This is a genomic window from Methanolobus sp. ZRKC4 (assembly GCF_045291305.1).
In the GTDB taxonomy this organism is placed as follows: Archaea; Halobacteriota; Methanosarcinia; order Methanosarcinales; family Methanosarcinaceae; genus Methanolobus.
This window is the reverse complement of sequence record NZ_CP146983.1, coordinates 1,985,246-2,009,125: the sequence shown is the minus strand read 5'-3', so window position 1 is coordinate 2,009,125 and position 23,880 is coordinate 1,985,246. Positions and strand designations below refer to the sequence as shown.

Annotated in this window: 14 protein-coding genes; 10 read left to right on the top strand and 4 right to left on the bottom strand. The window is 38.8% G+C overall.

What is annotated here, in order from left to right; translation table 11 throughout:
- Positions 1-22 precede the first annotated feature (22 nt).
- The 9 genes from V7O67_RS10165 (at position 23) to V7O67_RS10125 (ending at position 15,696) form a co-directional block, all read left to right on the top strand.
- Positions 23-619 carry a DUF1788 domain-containing protein gene (locus V7O67_RS10165; protein WP_342304939.1) on the top strand — a complete coding sequence of 199 codons (597 nt, stop codon included), beginning with the start codon at positions 23-25 and terminating at the stop codon, positions 617-619.
- Positions 594-4,181 (top strand): BREX system P-loop protein BrxC, encoded by a 3,588-nt coding sequence (gene brxC, locus V7O67_RS10160; RefSeq protein WP_406669971.1) that lies wholly within the window; start codon positions 594-596, stop codon positions 4,179-4,181. Before V7O67_RS10165 ends, brxC begins: the two co-directional genes overlap by 26 nt.
- A 2-nt stretch (positions 4,182-4,183) precedes the next feature.
- On the top strand, positions 4,184-6,028 hold the full coding sequence (pglX, locus tag V7O67_RS10155) for a BREX-1 system adenine-specific DNA-methyltransferase PglX (RefSeq protein ID WP_342304941.1): 1,845 nt from the start codon (positions 4,184-4,186) through the stop codon (positions 6,026-6,028).
- A gap of 13 nt (positions 6,029-6,041) precedes the next feature.
- Positions 6,042-7,772 carry a BREX-1 system adenine-specific DNA-methyltransferase PglX gene (gene pglX, locus V7O67_RS10150; RefSeq protein ID WP_342304942.1) on the top strand — a complete coding sequence of 577 codons (1,731 nt, stop codon included), beginning with the start codon at positions 6,042-6,044 and terminating at the stop codon, positions 7,770-7,772.
- Positions 7,773-7,804: 32 nt separating this feature from the next.
- Positions 7,805-9,760 (top strand): DUF262 domain-containing HNH endonuclease family protein, encoded by a 1,956-nt coding sequence (locus tag V7O67_RS10145; protein ID WP_342304943.1) that lies wholly within the window; start codon positions 7,805-7,807, stop codon positions 9,758-9,760.
- Between the two features lie 66 nt (positions 9,761-9,826).
- Complete coding sequence (gene pglZ / locus V7O67_RS10140; protein ID WP_342304944.1) at positions 9,827-12,439, top strand: BREX-1 system phosphatase PglZ type A; 2,613 nt, start codon at positions 9,827-9,829, stop codon at positions 12,437-12,439.
- A 26-nt stretch (positions 12,440-12,465) separates the two neighbouring features.
- Positions 12,466-14,505: a protease Lon-related BREX system protein BrxL gene (brxL, locus tag V7O67_RS10135; protein ID WP_342304945.1), complete on the top strand. Its 2,040-nt coding sequence runs from the start codon at positions 12,466-12,468 to the stop codon at positions 14,503-14,505.
- A 105-nt stretch (positions 14,506-14,610) separates the two neighbouring features.
- Positions 14,611-15,141, top strand: a complete 531-nt coding sequence (locus V7O67_RS10130; protein WP_342304946.1) for a tetratricopeptide repeat protein — start codon at positions 14,611-14,613, stop codon at positions 15,139-15,141.
- Between the two features lie 90 nt (positions 15,142-15,231).
- Positions 15,232-15,696 carry a hypothetical protein gene (locus V7O67_RS10125; protein WP_406669970.1) on the top strand — a complete coding sequence of 155 codons (465 nt, stop codon included), beginning with the start codon at positions 15,232-15,234 and terminating at the stop codon, positions 15,694-15,696.
- Positions 15,697-15,855: 159 nt separating this feature from the next.
- Here V7O67_RS10125 and V7O67_RS10120 read toward each other — a convergent pair whose 3' ends face one another.
- Complete coding sequence (locus V7O67_RS10120) at positions 15,856-18,078, bottom strand: DEAD/DEAH box helicase (protein WP_342304947.1); 2,223 nt, start codon at positions 18,076-18,078, stop codon at positions 15,856-15,858.
- A gap of 101 nt (positions 18,079-18,179) precedes the next feature.
- On the bottom strand, positions 18,180-21,239 hold the full coding sequence (locus V7O67_RS10115; RefSeq protein WP_342304948.1) for an ATP-dependent DNA helicase: 3,060 nt from the start codon (positions 21,237-21,239) through the stop codon (positions 18,180-18,182).
- Positions 21,240-21,398: 159 nt separating this feature from the next.
- On the opposite strand from V7O67_RS10115, the gene V7O67_RS10110 reads away from it, so the two are divergent.
- Complete coding sequence (locus V7O67_RS10110) at positions 21,399-21,605, top strand: hypothetical protein (protein ID WP_342304949.1); 207 nt, start codon at positions 21,399-21,401, stop codon at positions 21,603-21,605.
- Positions 21,606-21,690: 85 nt separating this feature from the next.
- On the opposite strand, the gene V7O67_RS10105 is transcribed toward V7O67_RS10110, so the two are convergent.
- Both V7O67_RS10105 and cas1 read right to left on the bottom strand, forming a co-directional pair.
- Positions 21,691-22,590: a hypothetical protein gene (locus V7O67_RS10105; protein WP_406669969.1), complete on the bottom strand. Its 900-nt coding sequence runs from the start codon at positions 22,588-22,590 to the stop codon at positions 21,691-21,693.
- A gap of 80 nt (positions 22,591-22,670) precedes the next feature.
- Positions 22,671-23,879, bottom strand: a complete 1,209-nt coding sequence (cas1, locus tag V7O67_RS10100; RefSeq protein ID WP_342304953.1) for a CRISPR-associated endonuclease Cas1 — start codon at positions 23,877-23,879, stop codon at positions 22,671-22,673.
- Position 23,880: the final 1 nt, after the last annotated feature.

Below are 23,880 nucleotides of genomic sequence, written 5' to 3'. Positions count from 1 at the left end.
TGGAGATAACTAACTGACAATTATGAAGCTCGAAGAGAGATTGGAACTATTAAAGGATGAACTTCAAAAAGAGGATTTTTTACACGCAAGGGGTCTTGGCAACGAAGTTCCTTTCTGGATATTCGATTATCCTCCTGAAAAAGAACTACTTGTCCGAGATACCATCGCAAAGATAATACCGGCTTTAGAAAGAAAATCAATTACCGTCCTTGAGATCGATCTTTATGCTTTATGTCTTGAGATTATAGAAAAGAAAATACCAGCAGAAAAGATCAGTTCTTTTGAAAAGAGCAAAGGCTCTGATGAGTTGCTCAAAAAACTAAAGTTGATGTTAAAGCCAGACATTTTGAAAAACGCCATTCAGCAAAAAATGAATGATAATGATGGTTTCCAGCTAATCTTTTTGACGGGAGTTGGTAAAGCCTGGCCAATGGTTCGCTCTCACAGTGTTCTAAATAATTTGCAGCCACTCCTTGGCAACATACCACTTGTTACATTCTATCCCGGAAAGTACAGTGGGTTTGATCTTAGTTTATTCGGGAAATTCAGGGACGCAAATTATTACCGTGCTTTTAGGCTTATAAACACGGATAATGTTTCTCAAAGTAAAGGTTGTTGAGTTAATGACGAATGAGATTGAAATACAAGACCTCTTCCTGAAAGACATCAAAAGAGAGATCAATGGTGTTATTAAAGTCGATCAGGAAGACGATGAGAATATCTATACTGAACTTGATGAATATGTGGTCACTAAAGAATCACTGAAGCATCTGGACCTTTTCTTTGAGAGATACTTCAATGCTACAGAAACGCCGACAGATAAAGTTGGTGTATGGGTATCTGGTTTCTTTGGCTCAGGTAAATCCCATTTCATCAAGATGTTGTCCTATCTTCTGGAGAACAGGGTCGTTAGGGGCAAATCTGCCTTGGAGTTCTTCAGGGAGAAAATAGATGATCAACAGTTATTTGCTACCATTGAAAAAGCTGTTAATAATGGTACAAAAGACGTTATTCTTTTCAACATTGACTCTAAAGCTAACACCCTTACTCGAAGCGATGAACTCATTGTTAATATACTGATGAGGGTTTTCAATGAGAAACGAGGTTTTTTCGGTGATGTTCTTTGGATCGCTGAAATGGAAGAAGATCTGACCAACAAAGGTCTCTATGAGAAGTTTAAGGATGAGTTCAAGCAAATAAATGGTGAACCCTGGGAAGAGAAACGGGATACCTATGCTTTTGAGACGGATGACATTATAGATGCTCTTGTCAAATGTGAGTATCAGAGCAGTGACTCTCTTGTTGGATTGTTCAATACTGATGGCAGTAACTATCATTTCAGCAATGAGAAATTTGCGGAGAAGGTGAAGAAGTACTGCGATTCAAAGGGTAAGGACCATCAGATAATCTTCCTTATTGATGAGGTTGGTCAGTATATTGGCGAAAATAGTGAGTTGATGCTGAACCTGCAGACCATTGTTGAAGAACTTGGAACGAAGCTTGCGGGAAAGGCGTGGGTTGTTGTTACATCTCAGGCTGACATTGATACGGTCACGAAAGACCAGGTCAAAGGATATGACTTCTCCAAGATCCAGGGGCGTTTTGATACACGTTTGAGCCTGTCCAGTGCTAATGTGGATGAGGTCATCAAGAAGAGGATCCTGGCAAAGAAACAGGTGTATGTGGAGTCTTTGACATCTTATTATACGGACAAGAAGACGATAATGAAAAACCTGTTGACCTTCTCTCCAGGTGGAGCTGAGATGAAGCTGTACAAGGGAGATGAGGACTTTGTTAATGTGTATCCCTTTGTACCATATCAGTTCCATGTGCTGCAGAAGGTATTTGATAAAATAAGGCAGACAGGTTTTACAGGAAAACACCTTGCAAAGGGTGAACGTTCCATGCTCAGTGCTTTTAAGGAGGGAACCGAAAAGTATGCTGAGAACGAGCTCGGTGTACTGGTGCCTTTTTCTACATTCTATAACACGATAGAAAGTTTCCTTGATCCTATCATTACACGTACCATTGAACAGGCAAAGGATAATGGTTGCCTTGAGGATGGAGATTGTAATATCCTGAAGATACTTTTTATGATAAGGCATGTGAATGTGCTGCAACCGAGTCTGGATAACCTTGTGGTGCTTTCGATATCTCATGTTGATGAAGATAAAAGGAAGTTGAAAGACAGGATATCTGCATCACTCCAGCGTCTGGAGGCACAGACCCTTATTCACAAGTCCGGTGACAGATATTATTTCCTTACCAATGAGGAACAGGAGATAAACCGGGAGATAAAGAACATCGATATTGAGAAGCACAGGATACTTGATGAGATGTTCTCTTACATTTTTGATGATATATGTCCTGCTAAGTACATGGACTATAAGTTCCACAAGTCTATTGATGATAAGACCAAACCTACTAGTAGTGCAGACCTGACCATCAAGTTCCTGACGCCTCTGTCTGATGATGTATTGAGAGGAAGTGGACAGAGGTCGTTAAGCGGAGATAACTTAAGCAATGTGGATTCCACTGATACTCTTCTTTTTGTATTCCCGCAGGATGCTGAATTTGTTAACCAGATACGGAATTACTTGCGGATAAACAAATACCTCACACAGAATACATCTAATACGAATATTGGAGAGGTAAGGGAAATCCTCAGTGCAAAGAGGGGTGATGAGGAAAAGCTTCGGGTAGCTTCGAAGAAGTCTATGGAGGATGGAGTTTCCGAGGCCAGGATATTCGTTGATGGGAAGGAAGTCACAAGCATCGAGAAGACGAATCCTAAAGAAAGGATCAAGGATGGTCTGGACCTGCTCTTTGAGAACGTTTACAAAAAGTCCGGTTATGTTACCAAGGATATTGTAAGTGACAGTGAGATCCTGAGGATACTCCAGGCAGATGACCTTGAGAAGTTCGGTGTTGGGACGTCTGAAACTAACCAGCTTGCTCTTCGGGAAATACTGGAACATTTGAATGTAAAGAATCAGAAGAATGATGTTGTTGTGCTGCAGGATATCAAGGATAGATTCAGGCGCAAACCATTTGGATGGAATGAAATTACTATCTCGGGTCTTGTGGCTACGCTGTTTGCAAAGGATGAGATAAAACTCAGGTACCAGAAAACATACCTGATCCTTAAAAAACCAACTGCTGAAGAGATCGTGAGATATCTGATACGAAAAGAATATGCAGACAAACTTGTGCTTGAGATAAGGGAAAAGGCAAACGTTGAAGTTATCAAGACTGTCAGGTCGGTTCTGAGGGATGTGTTCGAGAAAACTAATATTCCTGAGAAGGAGAATGATCTTTTTGATTTCACGCGTTCCCTGTTCAATGATGAGTACAATAAGATCGAAATAATTGAAGGAAGGTATGTGGAGGAGCCAAGATTCCCTGGTAAAGAGGGGATAAGAGGATATGCGTCCTTCCTTAAGAGTATCCTGAACGTAACTGACCCTTCATCATTCCTTCAAAATGTTGCTGATGAAAAGGATGAACTAGTACGATTGCGTGAAGAGGTGGACCCTGTTACCTCTTTCTTTGGAAGCACTAAGGTGGAGATTTTCAGAAGGGTTTTGAAGAAGGTCGAGAATTTTAGGAGGGACCTGCAATTCATGGACGAGGGAACAAAGTCCAAGGTGCAGGAAATTGCAGTCATTCTTGAATCAGAGGATACTTATTCTGATATCAAGTTACTCCCACCACTGGAGAATGAAATTGAAAGTTTCCTTTCAGAAACTCTTTCTGAGCTTAAGGAAGAGACTTTCAAAGATATAGGAACTATCACGGTCGAGCTGGAAAAGGAGATGGTGGCACATCCCGAGTTCACTCAGGTGTTCATGGATTCCGTGCTGCAACCATTCTCTGATATCAAGAAACGTATCTCACAAGCCGGAGACTGTGTGTTCGTACAGGCACAATCCACTACATTGGATTCTCTTGAAAGCCAGGCCTATGATAAGATCAGCAAGCAATTACAGATTATCAAGGAACCTGAAGCAGGTTCAGATGAGGTTGTTGTTCCTGTGCGGTCTACAAGAGTAATTAAGGATACTTCGGTTTTCAAGTCAAAGGATACGATCAAAACCGAAGAGGAGCTTGACAAATACCTCAAAGAACTGCGTGCATCCCTGCTAAAGATACTTAATGAAAACGATATCAGGTTGTTCTGATCATGGATAAGGCAAGCATCATCAAATTCTCGGACACTGTGCGGGATAAGCTCAACCAGGAAGTAAAGGACAGAGCTGCATTCTATGGAATCCTTCCGAAAGAGATCCTTCCTGTGGATTCCGAGCATTCAGATTCTATTGTTATCGGTGGCAAGGTCTTCAACAGGAAGATAAAGGAACAGAGAGAGCATCTGGTCAAGGATGTAAATCACAAGGGCTATGAACAGGTGATGGATGAGGTAACCTATACCTGGTTCAACCGTTTTGTTGCTCTGAAGTTCATGGAAGTCAACGATTACATTCCAGTGAAGGTGTTCACTTCGGATGGTGCTGAGAGGACCGAGCCGGGAATTATTACACATGCCCTTGAACTGGATTTTCTGGACCTGGACTCTGACCATGTGCTTGATATGAAGGCTGAGAATGAGGATGAAGAGTTGTACAAGTATCTGATACTGCGGTTGTGCAATTACCTGAACCGAACCATGCCTTTCATGTTCGAGAAGATTGAGGATTATACCGAGCTTCTGTTTCCTGAAAACTTACTGCATATTGATTCCATTGTGAAGGATATCAATGAGATAATTCCTGAGGACGATTGGAGGGAAGTTGAGATAATCGGCTGGGTATACCAGGATTATATCGCTCCCAGAAAGGATGAGGTTTTCAAGAAGCTGAAGAAGAATGTTAAGATCAGCAAGGAGAATATCCCAGCAGCGACACAGTTGTTCACACCTCACTGGATTGTCCGTTCTCTGGTGGAGAACTCATTGGGTCGTTTGTGGATGCTCAACCGTCCAAACTCCAGGCTGTTCGAGCAGATGGAATATTACATCAAACCGGAACAATCTGAAACAGATTTCCTGAGAATCAATTCTCCAGAGGACATCAAGGTATGCGACCCTGCCTGCGGTTCGGGACATATGCTAGTCTATGCCTTTGACCTGCTGTATGCTATCTACGAAGAGGAGGGTTATGATCATTCAGAGATTCCTGAGATGATTCTCACCCACAATCTCTATGGCATTGAGATAGACGAGCGTGCTGGAGAGCTGGCGGCTTTTGCGCTTACCATGAAGGCAAGGAGAAAGAACCGCAAGTTCTTCCAGAATCCTGTTCATCCCAATATATGCGTGCTGGAGAGTGTGGCATTTGAAGATGATGAGCTTCGTTCATATTTAGCAGCCATTGGAAGTAATTTACTAACAACCAACATGCAAGATACTCTGAACCAGTTCAGAGAAGCTGATAATTTTGGTTCTCTTATCCGTCCAATTACCACAAATATATCAGAGATCCGGCAAATGCTAAAAGAGAAGAACCTTTCAAGTAATCTAACTGTCTTCAGCACTCACCAAAAGGTTCTGCAGGCACTTCAACAAGCTGATTACCTTAGTCCAAAGTATCATATTGTGGTTGCAAATCCACCATATATGGGCGGTAAGGGAATGAACACAAGACTGAAGGATTTTGCAAAGGACAATTATCCCAACAGTAAATCTGATTTCTTTGCTATGTTCATTGACCGTAACCTAGACCTTGCGATGCAGAAAGGAATGGTTGCGATGATAACCATGCAGAGCTGGATGTTCCTTTCTTCCTATGAAAAACTCCGGGCGAGCATTCTGGACGACCGTACCATACTGTCCATGGCACATTTGGGACCACGGGCTTTTGATAGTATTGGTGGAGAGGTTGTTTCTACTACTGCTTTTGTTATTGAGAATGTGCAGCACCCTGAGTATAAAGGAGCTTATATCCGGCTTGTGGATGGAAATAGTGAAGCTGAGAAAGATGCAGGGTTACGTGAGGCAGTCATGCAAGCCCGAAATATTGGAACAATCTAAGAGGTAGCAAAACATGACCAATAACACTCCATCCACCACCACCGTCCCCAACTTCTACCGCGCCTCTGCGGCTGATTTTAAGAAAATTTCCGGAAGTCCGATTGCTTATTGGATTGGTGACTTCGTTCGAGAAGTTTTAAAAAAGAGTAGAAGTTTGGAAAAATATGCAAATCCAAAGAAGGGTCTAATTACTTTAAATGATGAATATTTTCTTCGTAGATGGACTGAAGTATCTTCTGAAAGAATAGGACTCAATCTGGTAAATAAGCAGGATGCTTCTGAAAACAGATTAAAATGGATTCCTATTACTAAAGGTGGACCATTTAGAAAATGGTATGGCAATAACGAATTTGTAATTAACTGGGAAGAAGATGGAAAAGAACTAAAAGAATATATTGTTACTAAATACAATGGCGGCTCTTATACCAAAGAAATTCGAAGTGAAGATTATTACTTTATGCCAGGTCTTACTTGGAGTGGTATTTCAAGTGGCTCCCCAGGTTTTAGAGTACTAGGAAATGGGTATATCATGTCATCTTCTGGGCCATGTTGTTTTCCAGAACAAGAAGATATCAACGATTTATGTTCTTATTTGAACTCAAAAGTAGCAGTCTACTTCCTTAATATTTACTCCCAAAAGTTAAGTACACTATCTGGTGATATCGCGAAGTTGCCCATAACTGATCAATATAATAAAAACGGCATTCATAAAGTATCAAAAATTTGTATTTCCTTATCTAAATCCGACTGGGACTCCTACGAAACATCCTGGGATTTTACAATTCTTCTTCTTCTACAATCCAAATATCACCAACCAACCCTCCGTGAAACCTACACCAAGCTCCGAGCCCACTGGAAAAAAATGACACTGGAGATGCAACGGTTGGAAGAAGAGAACAACCGTATTTTCATCGAAGCCTACGGCTTGCAGGGTGAGCTTACACCTGATGTGCCACTTTCGGAAATTACGCTTACATGCAATCCGCATTATCGTTATAACGGGAATAAGAGTGAAAGTGAGCTTGAAATGTTGTTACAAACAGATACAATAAAGGAGTTCATCTCCTATGCTGTTGGATGCATGTTCGGGCGTTATTCACTGGACAAGCCAGGTCTGGTTCTTGCAAATCAGGATGAGAAGATAGAAGATTATCTGGAACAAGTTCCGGAACCTAGCTTCATGCCGGATGCCGATAACATCATACCCATTCTCGAGGATGAGTACTTTGAGGATGACATTGTCAACCGCTTCAAGGAGTTCCTCAAGGTAACTTTTGGAGAGGACACGCTTTCCGAGAATTTGGATTTCATTGCTGAGGCTCTGGGTGGTAATGGTAAGAAGTCCTCGGAGGCTGTGATAAGGGACTATTTCCTGAAATCGTTCTACAAGGACCATTTGAAGATGTACAAGAAAAGGCCAATCTACTGGATGTTCAGTTCAGGGAAAGGAAAGGCTTTCAATGGGCTCATTTACATGCACAGGTACAACAAGGAAACACTGGCTATGATGAGGACGGATTACTTGCTGGAACTTGAAGGGAAGCTGGATGCAAAGAGAGAGATGATACAGTCGGATATTGGGAAGGATGCTCAGGAGAAGGCTAGGCTTGGGAAGATGATCAAAGAGCTTATGGATTATGATGAGCTGCTGAAGAACAAAGCTGATGCGTATATCGAGATTGATCTGGATGATGGTGTGAAGGTGAATTATGGGAATTTTGAGGGATTGGTGGAGAAAATATGATGGAATATGAATGACCCCTTGGGAGTTAAGAAATGACAAACAATAAATTACAGTCTCTGACTGAGATATTTAATGAAAGGATATTTCGAATCCCTGATTTTCAGAGAGGTTACTCCTGGCAAGAACCACAACTTGAGGATTTTTGGGATGATTTGGTCAATTTAAAAGAAGGTCGAATTCATTACACGGGGTTATTGACTGTCGAAGAGGTCAAAAAGGAAGACGTTCTGCATCTTGAAAAATGGCAAGAAGACCTTTGGTTAATTGAAAGTGGTTTAAGTGCTTATCACGTAATTGATGGTCAACAACGATTGACCACAGCAATAATTTTTATTAACCAGCTTTTGAAGCAATTCAATGACGATGAAGGAATCAACTTTAAAAAGAAAGATTATTGGATAACAAAATTTCTATTTCAGCAATACGATGAACTTTATAAATCGTATATATTCGGTTATGAAAAAGACAATCCCAGTGATGAATATTTTAAGACGAAGATATTGGAACAAGAATCATCAACTGCCGACAAAGTACCTGAACAAACATTGTACACTGCCAATCTCAAATTTGCCAATGATTTTTTCAAAACCAAATTTACTGGTCTTAGCAAAGAAAAAATGCAAGCTATATTTAAAAAGATTACAGGGAAATTAAAATTTAATTTATATACAATAGATGACGAACTGGATGTATATGTTACTTTTGAAACAATGAATAATAGGGGTAAACCTCTATCCAATCTCGAACTTCTTAAAAATAGGCTAATCTACCTCACTACACTCATTGATGGAGAAGAATCAAATTACAATCAGTTGCGCAAAGATATCAATGAAACATGGAAAACGATTTATGAATATCTTGGAAAAAACAAAGATAAACCAATGGATGACGATGAGTTCCTGCGTAATCATTGGACAATGTATTTCAATTACGAGAGAAAGCAATCTGCAGCTTATGCTAAATTCCTTTTAAATCAAAAATTCACTTCAAAGAATGCTCTAAATGGAACACTTAAAAAGTCCGATATTAAGGAATATATTGATAGTCTTTCAGAATCGATTAAATCTTGGTTTTACTTATACAATCCCGAGTTTTCAACCTATGGAGAAGAAACGAAGGAATGGCTCCAAAAACTCAATCGGCTTGGAATGAGTGCGTTTCCCCCTCTGATTATGGCTGGAATGACAAAGTGCTCCGAGGAGGATAAACTACTTTCTTTATTAAGATCAGTGGAATCTTTCATATTCCTTGTTTTTAGATTGTCTCAAAGACCTTCAAATACTAAAAATAGCCATTTTTACAGATTGGCAAATTCTTTTTATTTTGAAAAGGATGAAACAGACATTGATTCGGTTATAATGAACATTGAATGGATGATTAATAGAAATGAAGAAGGAGAAACTTCTGGTTGGTTCAACCTTGAGAAATTTAAACATTATATTTCAGATAAATATGATAAAGGTGAAGGTTTTTACTCTTGGAACGGACTTCGTTATTTCCTTTATGAATATGAATTATATTTACAAAATAAAGCAAATGGCAATCAAAAAGTATCTTGGAATGATTTTAATAGACGTCTAAAGGATGACACTATCGAGCACATTTATCCCCAAACTCCAAAAGATGAATGTTGGAGTATTGGATATTCTGGATATAATGAAAATGACAAAATGAAAATACTTCATAGTTTGGGCAATCTTGTACTATTATCTCAATCCAAAAATTCAGAATTACAAAATAAATGCTTTGATTTCAAAAAAAGACATCTTGATACAAATAACACTACATTCTCTGGATTTTACAACGGTTCATACAGCGAAATTCAGGTTTCGAACTACGAGAAATGGACTCCAGATGAAATTCTTAAGCGTGGATTTGACATGCTTGATTTTTTAGAAGAAAGATGGAAGATAGATTTCAATGATTGGGAAAATATAGCTAAAGAAGATATACTTCAGATCAAGTTTGTAAACAAACAATTATATTAATCATATTTTTGGAAATATTATTTCGAAAATAATATGACTTGTTAAATTAATTATGGAAATCAAACCATGTTAAACCCCGAAAAGACTGCCCAGAGCATACTTAAGAAATTCGAGACGCTTGGCGAGTTCGAGAAGAGGAAGATTGTCTTCTGGTATGATAAGGACCCAACTGCAGATGAAGAAGGTCTTGCATATATACGCGATGCTCTGGCTGAAAAGGGAATCAAGCTGCATGTCCTGGATAATAATTTCTTTGCCACCAAGAAAATGCTGGAGAAGGATGATATGGAGTCCAGTTATCTTATTTATTCAAATGAGGCTGAGAGGGACCCGGAACTAAACTGGCTGCTGGATATCCAGTTGTATTCGGCAAGGTTTGAGAACAGCAGGATATCGGATATCAAGAGCGAGTTTGGAATCGAAGGGTATGACCTGGACAGGTTCCTGGAAAAGCACCAGCAGTTCTTTGCAAGCAAGAAGAGGGTTGTGCCGCTTAAGAGGATGTACCAGACCGATTGGAGGAACGAGGAGTTCACACTTGGATTCATGGGAGTGCTTTCTGGTTCTGCTACTACAGACCTCAAAGAGATCATCAGGAAGATACTCATCAACTCACTGGATGAGAACTCCAATACCATATGGGAGGATATCGTCAGGTTCGAGCTGGTGGAAGAGTTCTGGGACATGGTGAACAGGTACTTTGGCTACCAGTCCAAAGAACCCACGTTGAAGAAACTCTTCCTGAGCTTTGTTATCACTCATATCTCAAGGAATACTGACATTGACCTCAAAAAGTACAAGGATTACAGCAATTCGCTCAGTAATGAATGTGAGATATTTATCAAAAGCTGGATGGATAACTCAAAGGATTCAGCGGTTTTTGATGAGTATTGTAGGCTACTTCTTGAAGATAACAATGGTCAGTTGAAAAAATACCTCAACACCGAGATTAAGAAATATGACGTGTCAGAGTACCTGGAAGCTGAATCTCTAGCCTTGTTCGATAAACATGTCATCCAAAAGATAGTCAATGAGCTTGATAACGACAAAGAGGACTTCGATACTTATCTCGACTGGATAGCAAACAGGAAGACAAAACATTGGTATCCAAACTTTGAGAACATCTACAGTGCCCTGGAATATGCTGTGAAGTTGCACCAGTTCGCAAAAGAGTTCAATGAAGAAAACCTCAGTGACCAGAACCTCAACCGTTTCTTCAGGAACTACACTGAACGTTACTACTTAATGGACTATTACTATCGCAAGTTCTATTTCCATCATGACAAAGACAGGGAAAAAGAAGACCTGAAAACAACAAGAAAAGGAATCGAAAAACTCTACAATAACAGGCTCCTTGATAAACTGCTCACAAGATGGAGTGAACTCATATCCAAAGAAATGGACGGACGATGGAACATAGAACTCATCGATCGCCAGGATGAATTCTACAAGCTCTACATAAAGAACATCATCAACCGTAACGACAAGGACAAGATAGCAGTCGTAATATCTGATGCTATGCGCTATGAGGTTGCTGCAGAGCTTCAGGACGTACTTAACAAGGATACCAGAGGTACGGTTGAACTCAAGTACATGACCAGTTCTCTACCATCTTATACTAAACTGGGAATGGCAAGCCTATTGCCACATGAGAAACTAGAGTACAGAAATAAGTTTGTGTTTGCAGATGGTATTAGCACCGAAGGTATAGAGAACCGTGGCAAGATACTAAAGAATGTGACTCCAAACTCCATTGCTATAAGCTATGAAGAACTGATGAACATAACAAGAGACAAGGCCCGTGAACAGTTTAAAGGTATCAGGTTATTCTATATATACCACGATAAAATTGATTCTAGAGGCGACCACTCACCCTCTGAACATACTGTATTCGATGCAGCAGAAGAGACTATTGCAGATGTGAAGAAGATCATTGAAAAACTTACCAACTTCCAGATTCTTAATAATCTCATAGTCACGGCAGATCATGGTTTCATTTATCAGAGAGATGCATTAGAAAGCTATGATAAAGTTGAGATGGACATTTTTGATAACGATGAAATTGAGTCCAAAAAGCGTTTCGTTCTTAGTACGAAGAATCTCAATCCAATGAACGTCCATAAATTCAACATGGATTATTTGATAAGCTCTGAAAATGAGATGTTCACATACGTTCCTATGGCAGACCTCAGGTTCAAACTGAAAGGCCCTAATAAGAATTTCGTGCATGGTGGAGCTGCTCCCCAGGAGATAGTAGTACCCGTGCTCAAGTATTCATACCAAAAGACATCAGACCTCGAAAGAAAAGGAATAAAGCACGGTAAAGTAGGCTTAGCCGTTATCAATCCAAGCCGGAAGATAACAAGCAGTCCATTCTCGATAAACATCCTTCAAACAGAAAGAGTCACAGACAAGTTGCTTCCAAGAAGGTTCAGGATAGCCCTATGGGACATGGATGGCGATGAATTTAAGGTGAGTGACGAAAAGCTTGTCATTGCCGAAGGCACATCCGACGAAGCCTCTGACAGGCAGTACAAAGTTACCCTCACATTGACCGGTGACATTGAAAATAAGATATACTATGTAAGACTGATAGATGAAGACCCAACTGAGATTGACAAGGAAATCATGGACCCCATGCCCTTTGAAGTAGACCTGTTAATTGTGGATGATTTTTAAAACTGAACATACATTGAGCGGATATCATGCTGACAAATGACACAGACATTGAAACTGATGATAAACTTAATTTATACTTCCAGGGAAGAGTCGTCAGGAAGGACCTGACCAAACTGGTAAAAGTAGGCCACAATGTCCCGGTCTATGTCCTGGAATACCTTCTGGGTGCCAACTGCGCCACCAATGATGAAGAACTGATACAGCAAGGTGTCAAAAAGGTCAAAAGTATCCTCTCAGACAACTACGTCCGCCCCGATGAAGCAGAGAAGATTAAATCCAAAATAAGGGAAACCGGCTATTACACCATCATTGACAAGGTCACTGTCAAGCTTAACGAAAAAAGGGACATATATGAAGCTCTCTTCTCTAACCTTGGTTTATCGAAGGTACAGGTAGACCCGGAATATGTCACAAGATACGATAAACTCCTTGGCGGTGGTATCTGGTGCATAATCAAGATGGAATACAACGCAGAAATGGTGCCATCTCCGTTTGTAATTTCAAGCCTGAAACCCATACAGATCCCAAACATCAACATCTCCGAGATTATAGAACAACGCAAGAACTTCACCAAAGATGAATGGATAGATGTCCTTCTCAGGTCCGTAGGAATGGAACCCACTCAACTGGAAACTCCTGCCAAATGGCATTTGTTAGAACGTCTAGTGCCTCTTGTGGAGAATAACTACAACCTTTGTGAACTTGGCCCGCGTAGCACAGGAAAATCTCACGTATACAAGGAAATATCACCCAACTCCATACTGATATCTGGAGGACAGACCACAGTTGCGAACCTTTTCTACAACATGAGCACACGACAAGTAGGTCTTGTGGGACTATGGGACGTTGTAGCCTTTGATGAAGTAGCAGGAATCCGGTTCAAGGATAAAGATGGTATCCAGATCCTAAAGGATTTCATGGCTTCAGGTTCCTTTGCAAGGGGCAAGGATCAAATCAACGCCAACGCATCCGTTGTATTTGTTGGTAACGTTAACCAGAGCATATCATCATTACTGAAGACATCACACCTATTCTCACCATTTCCAGAAGCAATGAATAACGACAGTGCATTCTTCGATAGGATACACTTCTATTTACCAGGGTGGGAAGTTCCAAAGTTCAGACCTGAACATTTCACTGACAGATATGGATTCATCGTAGACTACCTGGCAGAGTTCTTAAGGGAGTTGCGGAAACGCTCCTATAGCGATGTAATATTCAAGTACTTCACCCTCGGCAACAACCTCAACCAGAGGGATGTTATTGGGGTCAAAAAGACCTTTTCAGGACTTGCAAAACTCATCTATCCTGATGAGGACATATCAAAAGAAGACGCTCAGGAAATACTCGAATATGCCCTTGTAGGAAGGCGAAGAGTAAAAGAACAATTGAAAAAGATAGGTGGAATGGAGTTCTTCGATGTGAATTTCTCCTACATCGACAACGATGATATGGAAGAGTATTTCGTTGGTGTCCCGGAAAGTGGAGGAAACAAGATAATCCCACCTGGTATTACAAAACCCGGACAAGTCTATGCAGTATCTGCAACAGATTCTGGAAAGATTGGCATCTACAAGACCGAACTTCAGGTAGTATCAGGCTCTGGCAAATACGAAGCATCTGGACTCAGTTCTAACTCTAAAGCAAAAGAATCCGTAAAGACCGCGATCAATTATTTCAAGGCCAATGCAAAATCCATAAGTCAATCAATTTCCACTAAAGAAACTGACTATTTCATGAGCCTGCAGGATGTCTATGGAGTTGGTATCTCTGATGGCTTATCGCTAGCTGCATTCATCAGTCTGTGTTCAGGAGCACTTGAAAGACCGGTGCAGGAACAGACAGCAATCATTGGGACCATGACCATAGGAGGTTCTATATTGAGCATAGATAATCTCTCTGAACTCTTGCAAGTCTCTCTTGATGCGGGAGCCAAGAAGGTATTGATACCTGCATCTGCTACATCGAAATTAGGGACTGTGCCGGCTGATCTGTTGAGTAAGTTCCAGTTGGCATTTTACGCTGATCCGATTGATGCGGTGCATAAGGCATTGTTCTTTGGATGATGAAGCTCGGTATTAGTTAACAGTAATTATCATTCAATATCTTTCTGATTTGATTGTAAATAAAAATGGAAACGTTTATGAGCAATAAATCTTATTTTTTTATGTATGTCAGACAAACTCACAATAGATGACTGGATACAAAAAGGTATTAATGAGTCTGATTTTAAGAAATCTATTGATTTTTTTGAGGAGGCGTTATTTCTAAATCCTGAAAATCAAGATGCTCTATATCACAAAGGAATAACTTTTCTTCAGCGTAAACAATATCAAGATGCATATAGAACATTAAAAACACTTACTAAATTAAATAATAAACATTCTGAAGCATGGTATTCTATGGGTCTTGCTTGTGAAATGTGCACTGATAATATTCCGGCAAATAAATTCTATGGAAAAGCTGTAACTTTAGATCCTCATCATATCGATGCTCTTAATGGATTATTGCGTTTAAGCAATAAAAATTCACGGAAAATATACTGCTTTAAAAGACTTGCAGAAACAATACCATATGACACTAAATACTGGATTGAACTTGTTGAGTTGAATTTGATAGAGGATGAGATTAATTCCGCAAGTAAAAATTTATCACAGGCTCTCAGCCATCACCCGAACAATAAGAAATTAACTGAATTGTAAAAAGTCGTTGATAAAAAGATACTTGAAGGTAAAAAAGAGACGAAAACCAAAAAGAAGAAAATAGAAAAAGTAAAAACACCTCGATTAGAAATGGTTGTACAGTCTGAAAATGAATTTAAAAGTGAAACTATACCAGAATACTATTATAAAGATTGGATTCCGCCGGCTCCAGTAACTGTCTATTGTAAAATTTATGGGGTTTCCTATAATTTATACAAATATTATCGAACACGTTCATCATCTGAGATTCAGATTAGAACTATTGAAGACAAGCTAAATTCTCGTAAATATAATTGCTCTTGCTGTTCTTCTTACTTAGATGAACAGTGTAGTTACAAGAATCAATATGTTTACAACAACGCGATTTGTAAACATTTTGAACCAAATAAAGAGCCGAAAATCAGAGAAAAAACAAAAAAAGTAGAAAAAAAGATATTAACCAAAAGTAATGGGAAAATAAAATGCCCTTATTGCAATAGAAAATTAGAATCTGAAAAAGGGATTCACGAACATTTAAAAGCTAAGCATCCAAATAAAGTTAACAAGCATTTTTAGAAGAATATGTAAAAGCATACAAAAATATACATAAAATGTGCCACTCCTCACTAAAACACATAAGACCTAAAAAAATCCAATCAATCTTGCATGTATGTGTTATTTGAGATATATTGTGAATAATTATTTGATTTAAGCATTGGAATTGTTTTAGTTGCTTTATCTATCTGGCAATTTCCCAGTTTCCAGAATAAGTTCTAATTTTTTAGGGTCTCTTCCAGAAATAAGCAACAACCAATGATGACCAGGGATGTTGATAATTGATTCATTATCATGCGCCATTCTTAATAGTTCAAGCCATCTGCTATCTGAAATAGTATCTTTTTCATCTTTAAGTAGATGTATCAAAATCTGACGTGGGGCCAATTTACCTTTGCTTAATCTCTCATCCAATGACCTGATTATATTGCTGGCTTTGATAGTACCAAAATCAGAAGTGGTAATTTCAGAATGCTTTGAGTAGTAGTCATAGATAATTTTTTCCGAAATATATTCGAGTTCATTTATCTCTGCATTCGATTTGTCATACATCTCAGCTGAGATTCCCATTTTGGATGTGACATCCTGAACCCAGGCAAGGTCGCTCAGGTAACTAAATGAATCCTCTGAATTGATAAAACTCATTGACCTTGGTAAAGCAACAAAATGATGAAATACAGGTTTTTTATCGGGTCCTTTTCGTAACACACGACCCATACGTTGCACGAGCTGCAATTTGGTCTTGGCTGATGAGATATTAATACCAATTTCAGCATCTGGTATATTTATTCCTTCATCAAGCATTCTTGGAGCAATAAGGACACCGGTGCTACATTTCTTGAACATATCAAGCTCATCTTTAACTTCCCAATACTTTAGGTCTGAATGGATTCTGTAAGCATTCAAATCATTTTTCAGGGCTTCATATATTCTTTCACAAGTTTCTATATCCATGGAGAATATAACACATTTTTTGCTTTTACCTTCATTTAATGCCAGTTTGATTCCACTCTCTATTTTAGGGCTTGATTGGTGAATGATCTTTCTTCGTTGGAAGATCAAACCAGTCAGTTTATTCCATTCTTCAGGAATTTCTGTTCCCCTGTAACGTGCCTTTTCCATGGTTTGGACAAAATCAGAAATATTATCAAACTGGCTATATTTTCCATTGGAAATATTCCGTATTTTCCTTGAATAATTTGTATTGATATAATTCAGCATATTTTTTATTTTCTCTGAAATATTATCAAATTCTTTTTCTTCAGAGACATCTAAAAATGTTTTATGGATATAAAGTTTGAATTCTGGAATAATACCCCTTTCTCTAGCATCTTTTAGTGTGAATTCATACACTGTTTTGCCAAGATATTTATCAAGTATTCTCTCGCGTTCCCCCCCTTCTACTGTAGCTGATAAACCCAGCTTCCACTTTGAAGGAACGGTCAGAGCTTTTCTATATTCCTTACCTGCTCCATGATGAACTTCATCGACAATCAGCAAATCAGTAGGATACAAATCAGGATACTTATACACCGTCTGCAAGGTGTCAAACTGTATCTTAAATTTATTTTGGAACGATAAACTCCAATCATAATCTAAATCCTTTTCAGCAATAAGACCAAGCTTTTCAATTGCTTCTCCTCTCCATTGATTAAGTATTGCTTTTGAATGAGCAAGGACCAAGACATTCAGTTTTCCATGGGTATTAAATAAATGTTCTGCAATAGCAAGTCCAACTAAAGTTTTACCACTAGCTGTTGCCATTTCAAGAATTCCTTTCCCATTGTTTTCAAGCCATTTTTCTAGAGCTTCGGTTTGATGAGGCCATGGATTGATCATCAGTTTGGGTCTACTTGAAAAATACGCCAAGTGCTCATATGGGGCAAACAAATTATTAGAAAAACTATCTAATTGCTTACTATCCATCAATTTCATGAACAATTCTATTGCAAAAACCGAGCTTCCAATTGAAGCAACTTTATAGCAATCATCAATTATAGATGTTTTTTCAATACAATCCATGGATATTTTTTTCAATAAATTTAATTGATGTGCGAGAGAAAAGGGCCTCAATGATGAAATGACAGATTTTCGAAAGTCTGAAAAGTCATCGTTGAAATTATCTAATAGTTGAGTATTCATTTTTTCTCCGATAACATCAAGAGATGCTTCAGCCACAAATTCTTCTAATTTTTTGTAATTTGCAGGGTCAAAATGATCAAGTTGTAATACAAAACGATTGTTCTCAGGGTCGTATTTATGATCGTAATAACTTAGTAATTCTGCATCTGCGACTCCAAGTGCTGAAGCTATAGGTATACCTGTTAACTTATTTTCTTTGAAGTTATCAAAAGAAAAATCATCAGAATTTTTCATCCACTCTTTTTCATGAGGAAACATCATAATGGTTACACCCAAACCACATAATTAACTTCATTAATTATTACTATGGGTACTTTATAGTTTGTAATTACTATATATCTTTTTTGAATTAGTTCTCCAATTCATTTCTGATGCGATCCACATATCCCCACATAGTCACAGAACCGACAGTTCGGCTTCCCCACAACCTCAAAGTCCTCTTTCAATATCCTGTCCACAATCCCTTTAATCCTCTCAACTACAGCCTCAACACTCTCCTCACTCACATCCACCAGCCTTACTTCAGCAAGCTCAGGATGAGCATACATATGACCTGCCTGCACCGGCAATTTCCCATACTTCTCTTTCACTGCCAGGCAATACAGTACCATCTGAACATCCTCTTTCAGTTTATTTTTGCTCAGGTTACTCTTGCCGGTCTTGTAGTCGATAACTATGTAGTCCCCATCAGGTGTCCCGTCAAGACGGTCTATAAAGCCTCCAAAATGAGCACCATCAAGGTCGAGTTCGAACCATTCTTCTACTTCAATGGTTTCATTGGGATTATTTTCCTCAAAGTCGAACCAGAACTCAAGCATCTTCTGCATCTTGTTGTATTCCTGCGTTTCCTGGGTTTCAGAATCGAAGTTGGAAGATTCCCAAGAACTGTCTAACATGCCTTTTGCAAGATCAAGTTCAATTGTTTCACCCTTCATCCTAAGCTTTACCATCTCCTCTAAAACAGAGTGAACATCCGTACCCACCTGGAAAAATGACTTCTGAGGAGTTGGGATATGCAGCACCGACTGAAACTTGAACTTAAGTGGACAGTCCTCGTATGTCTTTATCTTGGATGCCGAGAAGCGCATTTTGGAATCGACAAGTGGAGGTACTTTGTTATCCACCAGGTCCTGCAGTTCACTAACATCCCTGGTATCAATGCTCAGAAGCTCATTAAGGTCTAGATTTTCAGGATTTCCACTCGTCTCAAGCTCCTTCAACTGGGCAAGTAGTACTAGGGATTCAAGTGCATGCTTCAATTGTCCCTGTTTCGTGTACATGTTAACGAGACTTTCCTGCTCTGCCATCTTTTTCATTAATGGCGAATCTGCATTAATGTCAAGCTGTTCTTCCACCTGCTCGACTTCAATTAACTCTACCAGCGGGTTACTAGTAAATCCAATGTCTTCAAGGAACTGGCTGGGTTTCACACCTCTTATATTGCCAGTATACCTCTCTGGAAAAACAAGATACAAATGCTCCTTTGCACGGGTCATGGCAACATATGCAAGTCTTCTCTCCTCTTCAAGATGCAATACTTTCTCATCCATATCCCGCTGCACGCCTTTTATAAGCTCAAAAGGCACGGTGAACTTCTTGCTCTTATATTGGAGGGGTAGATGCCTGGTAGCCATATCACAGACGAATACCACCTTTGCCTCCTTACCCTTGGACTGGTGGATGGTCATGACCTTTACAGTATTATCATCAGTTGATTCACCACCCTCTATCTCAAGGTCAAAGACAAGTTCCAGGTGCTCCATGACCAGTTCAAACTCAGCACCACCGTCTATCAATTCAAGGTCTTCCACTATCTTCACCAGGGAATTCAAAACTTCGATGTTCCTTCGGGAATTTTTGCTGTTCTCATGCACCTGTGAAAGGTAAAGGTCTGTCATGTTTATCAGCAGGTGCTTCAGGGTATCCGAAGGTAGATGATTCTTCTTGTATTCGATCATCTCCTGCAATCTTTCAAGTATGGACCTAACAAGATCTGCCTGTTCAAGGTCGAGTTCATCCAGATGGTGCAGCAGTACAGAGTAGATTCCATCCCCCTGCATATCATCCATTTTCCTGAGCTTGCCTGCCATTATATTGATCTTCTGCAGTGTGTGCTCTGTAACCCCTTCCCTAGAAAGGATCTTTGCAAAGGCAATGCCATTGTTGAAAGGGTCTGCAACAAAACGCATGTAAGCCAGAGCTTCCTGTATCAACGGAAAATCGCTAATCTTCAGGCTACCAACATATTCTACCGGGACCATATGACGTTTTAGAGAGTCACTGAATTTTTTCCCATCAGCTCTTTTACGGGTAAGTATGAAGATGTCCTTTGGTTCAATTGATTGTTCATCCATGAGCCTGCATATCTCATCAGCAACCCATTCTGCTTCACTCACATCATTTGGTGCCTTTACAATCTTAACCGGTATCTCTCCACCATTGTTCGATACAAGCTGCTTTTCCTGTCTATCAGGATTCTGCCCGATCAATTCCTGTGAGAGATTGACTATCGGCTCTGTTGACCTGTAGTTAACTCCAAGGGCTATTTTCTCAAGGGATGGATAGAACTCAGCCAATTGATTGATATTTGAAAGATAAGCACCCCTGAATCTGTAGATACACTGGTCATCATCAGCCACGCACGTCAGGTTGCCAGCACCTGCCAGGAGATTTACCAGATGCAACTGGGCATAGTTTGTGTCCTGGAACTCATCAACCAGAATGTAATCGTAAAGCTGTTGTATCCTTTTTCTGGCAATCTCATTACTTTCCAACAACCTGCATGCCAGGGTGATCATGTCATCATAATCAATGAAATTGTTATTCCATTTGTATTCCTGATAGTGATGGTAGAATTTTGCAAGGTCTGCAAGTTTTTGTAACTTATCTATCTCATCTACATCCATTTCTCCTTCGGATGACAATTGGCCTTGTACATATTCACCAAGCTCTTGGGGAGAGATCAGCTGGTCATGGAATTGTGAAGTACCTTCGAGCAGACTTTTTATGAGGTCCGAAGGCATTGTTGGAATCGGGATATATTCAAATTTGAAAGAATCGATATTCTTTATGCTCCACACATGTGAATGTTCTTTGGAAATCAGGCGAATCCCATGGTTGATACCCATATCCAGAGAGAAATCCCTGATTAGATCATTGCAAAACGAATGAAAAGTGGAAATTGTAATTCCGGTTCCAGTACCTATTTTTTTCTCTATTCTGTTTTGCATCTCATCTGCAGCTTTTTCCGAGAACGTGAGAGCAAGTATCTTTTCAGGAGGAAAACCACTTTCTATTAACTGTAGCACTTTTTCGGTTATCGTCAGGGTCTTTCCAGAACCAGGTCCTGCAAGGATCAGAAGAGGTCCGGAAGTGTAAGATACTGCATTTAATTGGTCGTTATTAAGTTCTGTAGTTTTCAATATTACCTCTCCCTACCACATAGTTTGCATTGTATCTTTTATTCCGTATAACAATAGACATATTATAAAATATATTAATGTATTGAATTTATTTTAGGTGGGAGAAGAGTCATCCTTTGAATAATGGAATTTATCCTGGCCCCAAGACCAAGGTAATCTATGAGACCAAAACTCTATGCAACCGTGAGCAAGAATACGACCACAGTGCTTCGCAGGGTGATGAAGGAACAGGATTGCAACAAGAGCCAAGCAGTGGAGTTTATTGCAGAATATTATTTAAAAATGCAGAACGATTTAAGGGAGAAGCAAGTGGAAGGGACTGCAGAGTTTGCGATTGAGAAGTTGAAGTTGAAAAAGTTGGTGTAGAGGTTCGAATTAGACGCTTCGAACTTTAATGGGGGGTAATAGTAATAACCAAAAAACGCAACGATATTATAAAGCGATTAATTAATTATGTTTTTTTAGCATGTTTTTGAAGAGGAGCTAATTTATATTTTCTATCTTTCTCAATAAACCCAGAATATATTAAGTGGTTTAGCTTTTCTTGTATATTCACTTCTGATTCATCCTTGAAATTGTCCACTATCTCTTTGAACGATCGTCCTTTTTCTTTACGTGAAATAAATTGTATGATATCAATTGACTTAATCACATCTTTATCTTTTACAAAATAAGGATATAAATTAAGCATAAAATATCCGTAAATAATTATTGAAATTACCCATGTAGCAAAGTATATTGAAAAGTCTAAATATTGATCTGGACTTTCAATACTCGAAAAAATAGATTTCATACTTGGTATAAATTGAAGTTTACTAACCAACCAAATAAACAATAAAGTAAAATAACTTGTTCTCAAGTAACTATAATTTTGAAGTAATCCGGCTAATTTAGCTGATTCTTCATCAAATATGGCTTTTGTTGCTTGTACAATTAATCTAAAAAACCCGCTTGTTACCCAAAGAATTCCTCCTAATAAGGCAAAAACAAAATAATTTTTCATTGAATTAAATACCATAAATCCCAAGGAAATTTCAAATGCGAATAATAGAATCAAATATGGTTTTGGTTTTATATACTTCTGGGCAAAATACATCAATAAAAGTCTATTTTTAATAACCGACTGAATACAAAATAATAGTATCACTAGTCCAATACTCGTAATGATATCTGAAAAACTAAAATCTGAAAAATATTTTATTTCCAATATCAACTCCGATAGTGGTTGTAATAAAAAAACAGCCACTGCATATAATATTATTTTAAGACTTGGTTTCTTGTTAATATAAAAAATATTACCAATAAGATGGACATTAAATATTTTTGATAACATAGAGGGAGACATTTTCACACAGTACAAGTCAATTTACATGCATAAATATATTTGTTTTTTGCGCCCAATGAGAAATTAATGTTTATTAACTAATTATCTTAACAACTCCCTTCCCACATTTCCAATCTCTCCCTGACATGAACATTAAGAGTAAATGGTTTATCAGCTTCAGCATTTTTCTTCATATAATGCAATGTACCCTTAGAAAAACCCATTTTATTCCATTCAGAATAACTGATACCCAAAATCTTTTTTCTGATCTCATCCGTATCCTGTCTCTTAATTTTGTAGGAAGGAGTTGTAAAATCTATCTTCCTCTTTTTACCATTCAGGAATTGAGCCAACTCTCTTGTTTTGAGTAAAAGAACATAACTCCACATCATTGATTTATCCTGATATGTAACTCTCTTATTCATCCAAGTCTGGAACTCCTCTGTAAGTTTCTTAGCTCCACTAGGTCTTAGCCTGAGAGAGTAATTATCAGTTCTGATGAAGTCCTTCTTCTCCATTTTGTCTGTCTCAATGAGGTTGATCACTGCCAGATCAACAAGGAATCTGAAAGGCTCTTGGAGATCATACGCTAAGCTGTTCTTACCTGTTGCCATCTCATGCAAAAAGCCTACATGAACATCCATACCAACCGCATTGATAGTTCTCATACACTCAGCTTCAAGGAGAGAATAACCGTAATTGAGCATACAATTAACCATATCCCCTGCACCGTAAGGACGTGATTTGTACCTTCCTGTACGATCATCAAATTCATATTTTTCAGGAATGAACTTTTCAAACTGTCCCCAGTAATAGACAGCAACAGCACCCTCTACTCCCATCACTTCTCTTATGTTATTTGCATTAGATAGCTTTGAAGAATATTTTGAAAAGTCGTTATCAATATCAGAATAACGTTGTTTAAGATAATCCAGAACTATCTGGGTTTTATCAAACTTGGCTTCAATAAAGCTCTTAGCAAGCTTTAACCTAGTTTCTTGATCCTCATAAGCGTGATACTGTGAGAACTTGGTTTTGACATTGGTACTTTCAGGAGGAAGCATGGTTGTTAGTAACTTCCCATCCCAATCAAGAATAGATACTTGTACATTATGCTTGATCAACCAACGAATAGATTCTAGGGTTAGATTTCCATTTCTACCATAGATCACTATATTGTCTATGTCTATTTTCTGAGGTGAGAAAACATAGACTTCTGGCTCTATGTCACTAGAATATCTACCATCTTTAACATGCAGTTTAGACCCATTTACACGCGTGTCTATACCGTGTCCATTGAGAAGTAGTAACTTCATG